Source organism: Noviherbaspirillum malthae, from assembly GCF_015352985.1.
In the GTDB taxonomy this organism is placed as follows: domain Bacteria; phylum Pseudomonadota; class Gammaproteobacteria; order Burkholderiales; family Burkholderiaceae_D; genus Noviherbaspirillum; species Noviherbaspirillum malthae.
The window spans coordinates 1-12,811 of sequence record NZ_JACYXF010000018.1; the positions used below are offsets into that span (position 1 = coordinate 1).

12 protein-coding genes are annotated in these 12,811 nt (G+C 62.8%); 10 read left to right on the plus strand and 2 right to left on the minus strand.

Going from position 1 to position 12,811, the window contains the following annotated elements; all coding sequences use genetic code 11:
• Positions 1-102: 102 nt before the first annotated feature.
• The gene (locus tag IGW03_RS19000) at positions 103-489 is read right to left on the minus strand and encodes a winged helix-turn-helix domain-containing protein (protein ID WP_194724112.1); all 387 of its coding nucleotides are present in this window, start codon (positions 487-489) and stop codon (positions 103-105) included.
• Positions 490-583: 94 nt separating this feature from the next.
• Positions 584-2,239: an ABC transporter permease gene (locus IGW03_RS19005; RefSeq protein ID WP_194724113.1), complete on the minus strand. Its 1,656-nt coding sequence runs from the start codon at positions 2,237-2,239 to the stop codon at positions 584-586.
• Between the two features lie 73 nt (positions 2,240-2,312).
• On the opposite strand from IGW03_RS19005, the gene IGW03_RS19010 reads away from it, so the two are divergent.
• The 10 genes from IGW03_RS19010 (at position 2,313) to ureC (ending at position 12,788) form a co-directional block, all read left to right on the plus strand.
• A complete protein-coding gene (locus IGW03_RS19010; RefSeq protein WP_194724114.1) occupies positions 2,313-3,419 on the plus strand; it encodes an ABC transporter ATP-binding protein in 1,107 nt (368 codons plus the stop codon).
• 483 nt (positions 3,420-3,902) lie between these two features.
• Entirely contained in the window at positions 3,903-5,156 is a 1,254-nt protein-coding gene (urtA, locus tag IGW03_RS19015; protein WP_194724115.1) for an urea ABC transporter substrate-binding protein, read from the plus strand.
• 148 nt (positions 5,157-5,304) lie between these two features.
• The gene (urtB, locus tag IGW03_RS19020; RefSeq protein ID WP_194724116.1) at positions 5,305-6,909 is read left to right on the plus strand and encodes an urea ABC transporter permease subunit UrtB; all 1,605 of its coding nucleotides are present in this window, start codon (positions 5,305-5,307) and stop codon (positions 6,907-6,909) included.
• On the plus strand, positions 6,906-7,991 hold the full coding sequence (urtC, locus tag IGW03_RS19025) for an urea ABC transporter permease subunit UrtC (RefSeq protein WP_194724117.1): 1,086 nt from the start codon (positions 6,906-6,908) through the stop codon (positions 7,989-7,991). The genes urtB and urtC overlap by 4 nt, the downstream gene beginning before the upstream one ends.
• A gap of 5 nt (positions 7,992-7,996) precedes the next feature.
• Complete coding sequence (urtD, locus tag IGW03_RS19030) at positions 7,997-8,833, plus strand: urea ABC transporter ATP-binding protein UrtD (RefSeq protein WP_194724198.1); 837 nt, start codon at positions 7,997-7,999, stop codon at positions 8,831-8,833.
• Between the two features lie 31 nt (positions 8,834-8,864).
• A complete protein-coding gene (urtE, locus tag IGW03_RS19035; RefSeq protein ID WP_194724118.1) occupies positions 8,865-9,563 on the plus strand; it encodes an urea ABC transporter ATP-binding subunit UrtE in 699 nt (232 codons plus the stop codon).
• A 7-nt stretch (positions 9,564-9,570) separates the two neighbouring features.
• Positions 9,571-10,431 carry an urease accessory protein UreD gene (locus tag IGW03_RS19040; RefSeq protein ID WP_194724119.1) on the plus strand — a complete coding sequence of 287 codons (861 nt, stop codon included), beginning with the start codon at positions 9,571-9,573 and terminating at the stop codon, positions 10,429-10,431.
• Positions 10,432-10,471: 40 nt separating this feature from the next.
• Positions 10,472-10,774, plus strand: coding sequence for an urease subunit gamma (locus IGW03_RS19045; protein ID WP_194724120.1), 303 nt, complete (start codon positions 10,472-10,474; stop codon positions 10,772-10,774).
• A gap of 8 nt (positions 10,775-10,782) precedes the next feature.
• Entirely contained in the window at positions 10,783-11,091 is a 309-nt protein-coding gene (locus IGW03_RS19050; protein WP_194724121.1) for an urease subunit beta, read from the plus strand.
• Complete coding sequence (gene ureC / locus IGW03_RS19055; RefSeq protein WP_194724122.1) at positions 11,088-12,788, plus strand: urease subunit alpha; 1,701 nt, start codon at positions 11,088-11,090, stop codon at positions 12,786-12,788. Before IGW03_RS19050 ends, ureC begins: the two co-directional genes overlap by 4 nt.
• The last annotated feature ends 23 nt before the right edge of the window (positions 12,789-12,811 follow it).

A 12,811-nucleotide genomic window follows, 5' to 3' on the forward strand; every position in this document is an offset into this window, starting at 1 on the left:
GGGTCGGCGTCATATTGGTGCTGGCCCAAGTCTCATCCAGAAACACCAGATGCTCGACTTCCAGTTCAGGTTGTTCTGCCTGCCAGGTCTGTCGGGCCTGCGCTATGTCCGGGCGCGTTTGCTCGGATGCATGGAGCGTCTTTTTTTGAGGCTGATGCCCAGCCGAGCCAACGTCTTCCAGAGCGTGGAGATACCGACCCGCATCCCATGCTCAGCTTCGAGCCAGGCGCAGAGCTGCTTGAGAGTGAGATCGTTGACGGCATGGACCTTGTCGATGAGTACTTGTTCGAAGCCGGTCAGTTTGAGCTGCCTGTGGCTGCACTGCACGCCGGGCGTGTCTTCGCCGAGGCGTCGTCGCCGGGAGCGCACTCGCGACACGTAGGAATGACTTACGCCAAAGCGGGCCGCGACTTCCCGGATACTGCCGTCGGCCCGCAGTACGCGATCACGCAAATCTTGCCCGTAGGCTTGACCAAGATGCCATGCCATGACAGCCTCCCGCTTCACCGTGAGTGAGAGTTTGACTTCTTGGCCCCGCTGTAAATTCACCACCTTTAATGGTGCAGCTCAACACGAAAATGCTCTAGCGCTCCGCCTTGGCGATGGAGCGCGCCAGCACGCCGACCGGGATCAGGGCGATCATGACAATCGTGAAGGCCGGCAGGGCCGCCTCGCCCAGCCGCTCGTCCGCCGCCAGCTGATAGGTGATCACCGCGAGCGTATCGAAATTGAAGGGCCGGATGGTGAGCGTGGCCGGCAGTTCCTTGATCACATCCACGAACACCAGCAGTCCGGCCGTCACCACGCTGCGCCAGAGCAAGGGCGCATGCACCTTCGCCAGCATCGACACCAGGCCGTGGCCCAGCACCCGGGCGCTGGCATCCATGCTCGGCGTGATCTTGACCAGTCCGGCCTGTACCGTCTGGTAAGACACGGCGAGGAAGCGCACCAGGTAGGCATATACCAGCGCGGCGACGCTGCCGGTCAGGAGCATCTTCATCCCATGTTCGCTGGCCCAGGTATCAAGCCGGGCCAGCGGGATCAGGATGCCTACGGCGATGACCGCCCCCGGCACCGCATATCCCATGCTGACGATGCGGTTGCTGGCCGCCTGCACGCTGCTCTTCGTCACCCGTGCCGCGTAGGCAAGCAGCACGCAAATGACGATGGCGATCACGGCGGTGATCGATGCCAGCAGCACGCTGTTCTTGAACCAGCCCAGGTATCTTTCGCTGAGCTGCAGCGTCTCTTCGCCGAGCATCAGTCTTAACAGGATGGCAACCGGGACAATGAAGCCCAGCAGGACCGGCAGTGCACAGAAGGCCGACGCCAGCCAGGCATGCAGGCCGCCCAGGCGCATCGATTCCTGCAGCCGGGTGCGCGCGCCGACGGCATAGTAGCGCGACCGGCCCCGGCTTTTCTGCTCCATCACCATGAGCGCGGTGATGGCGATGAGCAGCACGGCGGCGATCTGCGCGGCGGCGGTGCGGTCGGAAAAGGAATACCAGGACTTGTAAATGCCCGTCGTCAGCGTCGGCACGCCGAAATAGGCGACCGCGCCGTAGTCGGCGAGCGTTTCCATCAGCGCCAGCGCGATGCCGGCGGCCGCCGCCGGCCGGGCCAGCGGCAGGCTGATCTTGAAGAAGGCAGACCAGGGGCCCGCTCCCAGCGTGCGCGCGGCATCCCACATGCGCGGGCTGCGCTCCAGAAACGCGGTGCGCGCCAGCAGGTAGACATACGGATACAGCACCATCGCGAACAGGATGCCGGCGCCGCCGACAGACCGGATCTGGGGAAACCAGTAGTCGCCCGCCTGCCAGCCGAAGGCGTTGCGCAGCGCGCTCTGCACGGGACCGGCGAACTGCAGGAAGTCGGTGTAGGCATACGCCACCACGTAGGCCGGCATGGCCAGCGGCAGGACAAGCGTCCATTCGAACATGCGCTTGCCGGGGAAATCGAAGACCGCCACCAGCCATGCGCATCCAACGCCCCCGATTCCCGCCAGCACGGCGACGATGGCTGCAATGGCGAGGCTGTTGCCGAGGTATTCCGGCATCACGGTGGCCCACAGGTGCTGGAAGGTGCCGGCGCCGGAATCCGGACCCGGGATTACCAGGTTGGAAACGACACCGAAAATGGGGATGCCGACCAGCACGGCGATGATCAGGGAAACAAGAAGCAGCGGGTGTATGCCTCCATGGCAACGATTGCCCGGCCAGCGGGGTGCGAATAAGCGCATGAAATCCTAAGCGGTTGTACGGTCTCTGCAAATGAGAATTATAATCAATGCCGTCTTCCACCTTTGCAATATTATGGATATCGCAGCCAGGTCCGAGTCGCATCTGACCATCGACTCGATCCGCGTCGGCTATTCCGCCGGCCGGACCTTTACTGAAATCGTTCACGGCATGTCGTTTTCGCTCGCCCGCGGTGAAATCGGCTGCCTGCTCGGCCCATCGGGATGCGGCAAAACGACCGTACTGCGGGCAATTGCCGGTTTCGAATCCCTGCTCTGCGGACGCATTGCCCTCGGCGGCAGGGAACTGAGCCATGCCGGCTTTACCGAAGCGCCGGAGCGGCGCGGGGTCGGCGTGGTGTTCCAGGACTATGCCTTGTTCCCGCACCTGTCGGTCTGGGAAAACATCGCCTTCGGCCTGCAGAAGCTTGCGCGCGACGAACGCAAGCAGCGCGTCGACCGCCTGCTGTCGCTGGTCGGCCTGTCCTCGCATGCAAAGCAGTATCCGCATGAACTGTCGGGCGGCCAGCAGCAGCGGGTGGCGCTGGCAAGGGCGCTGGCACCCCAGCCCGACCTGCTGCTGCTCGACGAGCCCTTCTCCAATCTCGACGTCGACCTGCGCGAGCGGCTTGCGCTGGAAGTGCGCGACATCCTGAAGGAACTCGGCACGACGGCGGTTCTCGTGACCCATGACCAGCATGAGGCATTTGCCATCGCCGACCAGATCGGCGTGATGCACCAGGGCGTCATCGTCCAGTGGGACAACGCCTATAACCTCTATCACCGCCCGGAAAACCGCTTCGTGGCCGACTTCATCGGCCAGGGCGTATTCACGCCGGGCACGATAGATCTGCCGCGCCAGCAGGTGCATATCGAAATCGGCAGCCTGCCGCTCTGGCAGGGCGTCAATGCCTGCTCGACGGCGGAGCGCACCCAGCAGGTGGTCGACGTGCTGCTGCGCGCCGACGACGTGGTGCATGACGACGCCAGCCCGCTGCAGGCGGAAGTGGTGCGCAAGGCGTTTCGCGGCGCCGAATTCCTCTATACCCTGAAGCTGCCGAGCGGGCAGCAGCTTCTGGCCCTCGTGCCCTCGCATCACGATCATGCGATCGGCGAGAAGATCGGCATCCGCCTCGGCGCCGATCACGTTGTCACCTTCCCTACCGAATCCGTGCCGCGTTGACTTGGTCATTATTCAGGGTTCGGAAAAACTTTATTCTTCCTTGCCCTTCCAGGATGGGATTGGAATTTTGCAGCAATCGATTCGGTATCTATAACCCATCCCCACCCTAACCCTCCCCTTGAAGGGAAGGGAAGGGAACATATGGGTCTTGGCCCAATGCAGGTGAAAGCTCGGCTGCAAAAAGCTTGGCCGGATCTCTTGGATGCGGTGACACGCACCAAAGCGCGCCGGCCTTCTGAGATCGATCAAGGCACTTCTCCCTGCCGCACAGGCATGTCGCGTTTTCCGCACCAATACGGCGTTCGCCAGCGCCAAAAAAGCGCACGCCCTCACCAGCGATTCAGTTGAGCGCACTTGAATTGGGCATGAAACCGCCCCGGGAACTTTTGGCCATGGGCCGAACGCATGGCACGCAAACTGCTAAAGCTTGCTTGCGAGCCATCGCACACCATCGACCCACCAAATAAACTCTTAGGAGCAAAAATGTCTCGTCGCACCCTCTTGAAAGCGACCGCCGCCGGCGCCCTCATGCTTACCGCTTCCGCATGGATGCCGCAAGCCCTTGCCGCTGACACCATCAAGGTCGGTATCCTTCACTCGCTGTCGGGCACGATGGCCATCTCCGAAACCTCGCTGAAAGACGTCGCGCTGATGACGATCGACGAGATCAATGCCAAGGGCGGCGTGATGGGCAAGAAGCTCGAAGCCGTGGTCGTCGACCCGGCCTCCAACTGGCCGCTGTTCGCCGAGAAGGCGCGCCAGCTGGTCACACAGGACAAGGTGGCGGTGGTATTCGGCTGCTGGACATCGGTTTCGCGCAAGTCGGTGCTGCCGGTCTTCAAGGAGTTGAACAGCCTGCTGTTCTATCCGGTCCAGTATGAAGGCGAGGAGCTCGAGAAGAATGTGTTCTACACCGGCGCGGCGCCAAACCAGCAGGCGATCCCCGCTGTTGAATACCTGATGTCGAAGGACGGCGGCGGCGCCAAGCGCTTCGTCCTGCTCGGCACCGACTACGTATATCCGCGCACCACCAACAAGATCCTGCGCGCCTTCCTGAAATCCAAGGGCGTGAAGGATTCCGACATCGACGAGGTCTACACGCCGTTCGGCCATTCCGATTACCAGACCATCGTCGCCAACATCAAGAAGTTCGCGGCCGGCGGCAAGACCGCGGTGATCTCCACCATCAACGGCGACTCCAACGTACCCTTCTACAAGGAACTTGGCAACGCCGGCCTGAAGGCGACCGATGTGCCGGTCGTCGCATTCTCGGTGGGTGAAGAGGAACTGCGCGGCGTCGACACCAAGCCGCTGGTCGGTCATCTCGCCGCATGGAACTACTTCCAGTCGGTGAAGAACCCGGCCAACGATGCCTTCATCAAGCAGTGGAAGGCCTATGCCAAGGAGAAGAAGCTGCCGAACGCCGACACCGTGGTCACCAACGACCCGATGGAAGCGACCTACGTCGGCATCCACATGTGGAAGCAGGCCGTCGAGAAGGCCAAGTCCACCGATACCGACAAGGTGATCGCGGCGATGGGCGGCCAGACCTTCAAGTCGCCGTCCGGTTTCGAGCTGGTCATGGACAAGACCAACCATCACCTGCACAAGCCGGTCATGATCGGCGAGATCAAGCCTGACGGCCAGTTCAGCGTGGTGTGGAAGACCAAGGGCCCGCTGCGCGCCCAGCCGTGGAGCCCGTTCATCGCCGGCAACGAAGCCAAGCAGAAGATGTAATTGGCTTAGCCTTGCATGGCGGCCTTCCGCTGCGGGAAGTCCGCCGTGCGGCAACAAGCACCATGAGCCGGAGAGTGGCTCCGAGTCACGCCCTCCGGCTTTTTTGCGCCCGTCGTTTTCGTGCGTCGCCCTGCTCAATACATCGCAAATGAATCTCATCAAAAAAATCCTTGCCATCGGATGGCTGTGCGCAACGGCGCTCACGGCCCAAGCGGCGATCGATCCGGCCCTGCTCAAGCCGCTCGCCGGCGACGATCCGGATGCGCGCATCGAAGCCGTCAACAAGATTGCAGCGCTCGCCAGCGACGACGCCGTCAAGGTGCTCAATGCGCTGAAGACCGATAACCTGTACGCAACGCCGGAAGGCCGCATCTACGTGGTCGAGGACGGCAAGGCCTTCGATCCGGAAGCCGGCGCGGATGTGCCGACGCCGGAAGGCATCGACGGCATCACCGCGAACAACCGCCTGCGCAGCGCAATCGACGGCGCGATGTCCGGCCTGAGGCTGCTGTCCGCCGATCGCGGCGAACGCCTTGCGGCCGCGCGGGCGATGGAAAAGAATGCCGATCCCGGCCAGCTCCCCCTGATCGAGAAAGCACTGGCAAAGGAAAGCGATGCCGACATCAAGGGCGTACTGCAGCTGGTGGCCGCCACCGCCAACCTGCAATCCCCCGACGCGGCCACCCGCAAGGCGGCGGTCGAAGCGCTGTCGGGCAGCACCAACGCCAATCTCAAGCCGCTGCTGATGCAGCTGCTGGAAAAAAATCCCGATGGCAGCTACATCGAGCCGGATGAAGCGGTGCGCGTCGCCGCGGTCGGCACCATCAGCGCCATCAACGCGCGGCAGTCCCGCGCGGAATTCGTCGGCAACCTGTTCTACGGCGTGTCATTGGGCAGCGTGCTGCTGCTGGCGGCGCTCGGCCTGGCCATTACCTTCGGCCTGATGGGCATCATCAACATGGCGCACGGCGAGCTGCTGATGATCGGCGCCTACACTACCTATATCTGCCAGCTCGTCTTCCGCCAGTACCTGCCGGGCGCGGTCGATTTCTACCTGCTGGCCGCACTGCCAGCCGCCTTCATCGTGGCCGGCGCAGTCGGCATCGCGCTGGAACGCACCGTCATCCGCTGGCTCTACGGCCGTCCGCTGGAAACGCTGCTCGCCACCTGGGGCATCAGCCTGGTGCTGATGCAGCTGGTGCGCTCCATCTTCGGCGCGCAGAACGTGGAAGTAGCCAATCCTTCCTGGATGTCGGGCGGCATCACGGTCATGGGATCGCTGGTGCTGTCGTACAACCGCATCGTGATCATCTTCTTTGCAATGTTCGTGGTGGCTGCCGTCTGGGCCATCCTCAACAAGACCCGCCTCGGCCTGTTCGTGCGTGCGGTGACGCAGAACCGCCGCATGGCCGATTGCGTCGGCGTATCGACCGGCAAGATCGACATGATGACCTTCGGCCTCGGCTCCGGCATCGCCGGCCTCGGCGGCGTGGCGCTGTCGCAGCTGGGCAATGTCGGCCCCGACCTCGGCCAGGGCTATATCGTCGATTCCTTCATGGTGGTGGTGCTGGGCGGTGTCGGCCAGCTGGCCGGCACGGTGATCGCGGCCTTCGGCCTGGGCGAGGTCAACAAGTTCCTCGAACCCTTCGCCGGCGCAGTGATGGCGAAGATCGCCATCCTGGTGTTCATCATCATCTTCATCCAGAAACGCCCGCAGGGCCTGTTCGCCATGAAAGGCAGGAGCGCAGAATGACGTCTTCCCTCTTCTCCCGTCCGGCATGGACCGGCATCGTGGTCTGCGCGGCCCTGCTGGCCCTGCTGCCGATTCTTAACCTCAGCTTCGAATCCGGCCATGCGCTGCACGTGTCGAGCTATACCGTGGCACTGATCGGCAAGTTCATGTGCTATGCGATGGCCGCGCTGGCGCTCGACCTGGTGTGGGGCTATACCGGCATCCTGTCGCTCGGCCACGGCGTGTTCTTCGCACTCGGCGGCTATGCGCACGGCATGTACCTGATGCGCGCGATCGGCAAGGACGGCGTCTACCAGAGCAACCTGCCGGACTTCATGGTCTTCCTCGACTGGAAGGCCTATCCCTGGTTCTGGTCGTTCACCGACAACTTCTGGTACTGCATGGCGCTGGTGGTGCTGGTGCCCGGCGTGCTGGCCTTCGTGTTTGGCTACTTCGCCTTCCGCTCGCGCATCAAGGGCGTGTACTTCTCGATCATCACGCAGGCAATGACCTTCGCCTTCATGCTGCTGTTCTTCCGCAACAACACCGGCTTCGGCGGTAACAACGGCTTCACCGACTTCAAGCGCATCCTCGGCTTTTCGATCACCGAGCCCGGCACCAAGGCAGCGCTCTACCTGATCACGCTGGCGGCACTGTTCGGCGCGCTGCTGCTGTGCCGCTGGATCGTCACTTCCAAGCTGGGGCGCGTACTGCAGGGTGTGCGCGATTCGGAATCCCGGCTGATGTTCATCGGCTACAACCCGCTGTGGTTCAAGCTGTTCGTCTGGACGCTGTCGGCGGTGCTGTGCGGCATCGCGGGTGCGCTGTACGTGCCGCAGGTCGGCATCATCAACCCGTCCGAAATGTCGCCCGGCAATTCGATCGAGATGGTGATCTGGGCGGCCGTCGGCGGACGCGGCTCGCTGATCGGGCCGATCATCGGCGCCTTCTCGGTCAACGGTCTCAAGAGCTGGTTCACCGCCGCCTTCCCCGATCTCTGGCTGTATGCGCTCGGCCTGATTTTCATCCTTGTCACGCTGTTCATGCCGCAAGGCATCCTCGGCCTGACACGCAAGCTTCAGAAATCCCGGGAGGCAGCATGAACGACATGAGCAGAAACCGCGAACTCGATGTGCAGAGCGAGCACGCCGACTACGGCACCTCCTACGGCCGCGTGAAGCAGGAAGGCGTCGATACCACGCACGGCGCCATCCTTTATCTCGAAGACATCACCGTGTCCTTCGACGGCTTCAAGGCAATCAACAAGCTCAACCTCGACATCTCGGTCGGTGAGCTGCGCTGCATCATCGGCCCCAATGGCGCAGGCAAGACGACCATGATGGATGTCATCACCGGCAAGACGCGCCCCGCTTCCGGCACCGCCTATTTCGGCCAGACCATGGACCTGACCAAAATGACGGAATACGAAATCGCACATGCCGGCATCGGCCGCAAGTTCCAGCGCCCCACCGTGTTCGAACAGCACACCGTGTTCGAGAACCTGGAACTGGCGATGAAGATGGACAAGCGGGTCAAGCCGACGCTGTTCTTCCGCCTGACCTCGGAGCAGAAAGGCAAGATTGATGAGATTCTCAAACTGATCCGCCTGAACGGCCAGGAGCAGCGGCTCGCCGGCCTGCTCTCGCACGGCCAGAAGCAGTGGCTGGAAATCGGCATGCTGCTGATGCAGGAACCGCAGCTGTTGCTGCTCGACGAACCGGTGGCCGGCATGTCGGACGCCGAAACCGCGCGCACCGCGGAACTGCTCAACGAACTGCGCGGCAAGCATTCGATCATGGTGGTCGAGCACGACATGGCTTTCGTCAACGAGATCGCCCGCGACGGCAAGGTCACCGTGCTGCATGAAGGCTCGGTGCTGGCCCAAGGCACGATGCAGCAGGTGCAGTCGGACGAGCGCGTCATCGAAGTGTATCTGGGACGCTGAACCCTCTCCTATCGACATCCGGAACAACAACATGCTCAACGTCGAAAAGCTCAATCAATACTACGGCTCCTCCCATACGCTGCGCGGCGTCTCGCTCGACCTGAAGAAAGGCGAATGCCTGGCCCTGCTCGGGCGCAACGGCGTCGGCAAGACCACATTGCTGAAATGCCTGATGGGCGTGCTGCCGGTCGCCGCCGGCAATGTCAGGCTTGACAGCCGCGACATCACCAAACTCAAGCCGCATGAGCGCGCGTCGCTCGGCATCGCCTACGTGCCTCAAGGCCGGGAAATTTTTGCCCGCCTCACCGTCGAGGAAAACCTGATGATGGGCATGGCCGTCAAGCCGGGCCGCCAGGCTTCGAAGATACGCAGCGAAGTCTTCGAACTCTTCCCGGTGCTGAAGGACATGCTGCACCGGCGCGGCGGCGACCTGTCCGGCGGCCAGCAGCAGCAGCTTGCGATCGCCCGCGCCCTGCTGGCCGATCCCAAGCTCATCATCCTGGATGAGCCTACCGAAGGCATCCAGCCTTCCATCATCAAGGACATCGGCCGCGTGATCCGCCTGCTGCGCGAGCGCGGCGACATGGCCATCCTGCTGTGCGAACAGTACTTCGATTTCGCCCATGAACTGGCCGACAAGTTCGTCGTCCTGTCGCGCGGCGAAGTGGTGGCCTCAGGAGTGCAGGCGGATATGGGCGGAGAGAACGTCAAGCGCCACTTGGCGGTATAGTCTGCGCATGAAACGAATTGCCGATGCACCCGACTTTCCTCCTGCCGCACATGCCCGATGGCAAGCCCGTCTGTCGTTGGGCTTCGAGCGCGACCGCAGCACGACCAGGCTGGTCGAGCGTACACATTCAGGACCGCTGCGCGTGCAGAAGCCGCTCTACCCGGAAGGCAATGCGGTCTGCCATGCCATCGTCGTTCATCCGCCCGGCGGCGTGGTCGGCGGCGATGAACTCGTACTCGGCGTACGCCTCGGTGCACAGTCCAGCGCCTTGCTGGCCACGCCCGGTGCTGCCAAGTGGTATAAGGCCAACGGTCATGTCTCCCGCCAGAACGTGCATCTCGCGGCCGGCGAAGGGGCAACGCTGGAATGGCTGCCGCAGGAAACTATTTTTTTCGACGCCGCGCATGTACGGCTCGAGCACCAGGTCGAACTCGGCAAGGATGCCAGCTATATCGGCTGCGAAATCCTCTGCTTCGGCCGCACCGCATCCGGCGAATCCTTCAACAGCGGCACCGTCGAGCAGCGCACCGCCATCCGCCGCGACGGCCGCCTGGTATGGTTCGAGCACGGCGTGCTCACCGCAGGCATCACCGCCATGCGCAGTCCGCTCGGCCTTGCGGGCCATACTGTCTGCGCCACGCTGATCGCGGTCGGCAAGCAGCTTCCCGCTACCGTGATCGCAGCATTGCGCGAGATCGATGCGCCCGCCGGTTCCTTCGGCGTCACGCAGATGAAATCGGTCGTGGTGGTACGCCATCTCGGCGGTTCGAGCGAAACCGCACGGCACGTGATGCTCGCCGCCTGGCGCCTGCTGCGGCCAGCGCTCACCGGCCGCGAAGCGGTCGTGCCGCGCATCTGGAATACATGAAAACAATCCGCCAACCCCGATATCCACAAGGAGAAACCGGATGGAGCTGACTCCAAGAGAAAAAGACAAACTCCTGATCTTTACCGCCGCCCTGCTGGCCGAACGCCGCAAGGCGCGCGGCCTGAAGCTCAATTATCCCGAGGCGGTGGCATTGATCACTGCGGCCATCATGGAAGGCGCGCGCGACGGGCGCACCGTCGCCGAGCTGATGTCCGACGGTACTAAGATCCTCAGCCGCGACGACGTGATGGAAGGCGTCGCCGAAATGATCCCCGACATCCAGGTGGAAGCCACCTTCCCCGACGGCACCAAGCTCGTCACCGTCCATCACCCGATTCCATAGGAGCAGCCATGATTCCCGGAGAAATGCTGATCGAGGACGGCGAGATCGAACTCAATGCAGGCAGGCAAACGAACACGGTCACCGTGGCCAACAGCGGCGACCGCCCGATCCAGGTCGGCTCGCATTTTCACTTTTTCGAAGCCAATCCGGCCTTGCAGTTCGACCGCCAGGCCGCCTACGGCATGCGCCTGAACATCGCCGCCGGCACCGCGGTGCGCTTCGAGCCTGGCCAGCAGCGCACGGTGGAACTGGTCGCGCTGGCGGGCGACCGCGTGGTCTACGGATTCAACGCCAAGGTAATGGGGAAACTCAAATGACAAGAATCTCCCGGCAAGCCTATGCCGAAATGTTCGGCCCGACCGTCGGCGACCGCGTGCGTCTGGCCGATACCGAACTGTTCATCGAAGTCGAGAAGGATTTCACCATCTATGGCGAAGAAGTGAAGTTCGGCGGCGGCAAGGTGATCCGCGACGGCATGGGCCAGTCGCAGCGCAATCACAAGGACGTGATGGATACCGTCATCACCAACGCGCTGATCCTCGATCACTGGGGCATCGTCAAGGCCGACATCGGGCTGAAGAACGGCCGCATCGCGGTCATCGGCAAGGCCGGCAATCCGGATATCCAGCCCGGGGTCGACATGGCCATCGGCGGCGCGACCGAGATCATCGCCGGCGAAGGCATGATCGTCACCGCCGGCGGCATCGATTCCCACATTCACTTCATCTGCCCGCAGCAGATCGAGGAAGCGCTGATGTCGGGCGTGACCACCATGCTCGGCGGCGGCACCGGCCCCGCGGTCGGCACCGCCGCCACCACCTGCACGCCGGGTCCCTGGCATATCCATTCGATGCTGTCGGCGGCCGATGCCTTTCCGATGAACCTCGGTTTCCTCGGCAAGGGCAACGTCAGCTTGCCGACGCCGCTGGAAGAGCAGATCCGCGCCGGCGTGATCGGACTCAAGCTGCATGAAGACTGGGGCTCGACGCCGGCCGCCATCGACAACTGCCTGACGGTGGCGGACCGCATGGATATCCAGGTCGCGATCCATACCGATACGCTGAACGAAGGCGGCTTTCTCGAAGATACGCTGGCGGCCTTCAAGGACCGCACCATCCACACCTTCCACACTGAAGGCGCGGGCGGCGGCCATGCGCCGGACATCATCGCGGCGGTCGGCCAGGGCAATGTGCTGCCCTCTTCCACCAATCCGACGCGGCCGTACACGGTCAACACGCTGGACGAGCATCTCGACATGCTGATGGTCTGCCATCACCTCGATCCGGCGATCGCAGAAGATATTGCCTTCGCCGAGTCGCGCATCCGCCGCGAAACCATTGCGGCGGAAGACATCCTGCACGACATCGGCGCGATTTCCATGATGTCGTCCGACTCGCAGGCGATGGGCCGCGTCGGCGAAGTCATCATGCGCACCTGGCAGACTGCGCACAAGATGAAGGTGCAGCGCGGATCACTCGCCGAAGACTCGTCTCGCAACGACAACTTCCGCGCCAAGCGCTACATCGCCAAGTACACGATCAACCCTGCGATCACCCATGGCATTTCGCACGTGGTCGGTTCGCTGGAAGTCGGCAAGATCGCCGACATCGTGTTGTGGAAGCCGGCCTTCTTCGGCGTCAAGCCGTCGATGATACTCAAGAGCGGCATGATCGCGGCGGCACAGATGGGCGACCCCAACGCCTCCATCCCGACGCCGCAGCCGGTGCATTACCGGATGATGTTCGGCGCCTTCGGCGGCGCGTTGCGCACTTCGTTCACGTTCGTATCGCAGGCGGCCTATGATGCCGGCGTCGGCGATGCGCTCAAGCTGAACAAGTCGCTGATCCCGGTGAAGAACACCCGCAACGTCCGCAAGGCCGACATGATCCATAACGGCCTGGCGCCAAAGATGGAAGTCGATCCCGAGACCTACGAGGTGCGGGCCGACGGCGAGCTGCTGGTCTGCGAGCCGGCGAAGGTGCTGCCGATGGCGCAGCGGTATTTCCTGTTTTGATTCCAAGTTGACCTGACGCCCTG

Bases quoted from the DNA above. Each gene is read 5' to 3' on its own strand.
- IGW03_RS19000 (WP_194724112.1), bottom strand. From the start codon at position 489: ATGGCATGGCATCTTGGTCAAGCCTACGGGCAAGATTTGCGTGATCGC.
- IGW03_RS19005 (WP_194724113.1), bottom strand. From the start codon at position 2,239: ATGCGCTTATTCGCACCCCGCTGGCCGGGCAATCGTTGCCATGGAGGC.
- IGW03_RS19010 (WP_194724114.1), top strand. From the start codon at position 2,313: ATGGATATCGCAGCCAGGTCCGAGTCGCATCTGACCATCGACTCGATC.
- urtA (WP_194724115.1), top strand. From the start codon at position 3,903: ATGTCTCGTCGCACCCTCTTGAAAGCGACCGCCGCCGGCGCCCTCATG.
- urtB (WP_194724116.1), top strand. From the start codon at position 5,305: ATGAATCTCATCAAAAAAATCCTTGCCATCGGATGGCTGTGCGCAACG.
- urtC (WP_194724117.1), top strand. From the start codon at position 6,906: ATGACGTCTTCCCTCTTCTCCCGTCCGGCATGGACCGGCATCGTGGTC.
- urtD (WP_194724198.1), top strand. From the start codon at position 7,997: ATGAGCAGAAACCGCGAACTCGATGTGCAGAGCGAGCACGCCGACTAC.
- urtE (WP_194724118.1), top strand. From the start codon at position 8,865: ATGCTCAACGTCGAAAAGCTCAATCAATACTACGGCTCCTCCCATACG.
- IGW03_RS19040 (WP_194724119.1), top strand. From the start codon at position 9,571: ATGAAACGAATTGCCGATGCACCCGACTTTCCTCCTGCCGCACATGCC.
- IGW03_RS19045 (WP_194724120.1), top strand. From the start codon at position 10,472: ATGGAGCTGACTCCAAGAGAAAAAGACAAACTCCTGATCTTTACCGCC.
- IGW03_RS19050 (WP_194724121.1), top strand. From the start codon at position 10,783: ATGATTCCCGGAGAAATGCTGATCGAGGACGGCGAGATCGAACTCAAT.
- ureC (WP_194724122.1), top strand. From the start codon at position 11,088: ATGACAAGAATCTCCCGGCAAGCCTATGCCGAAATGTTCGGCCCGACC.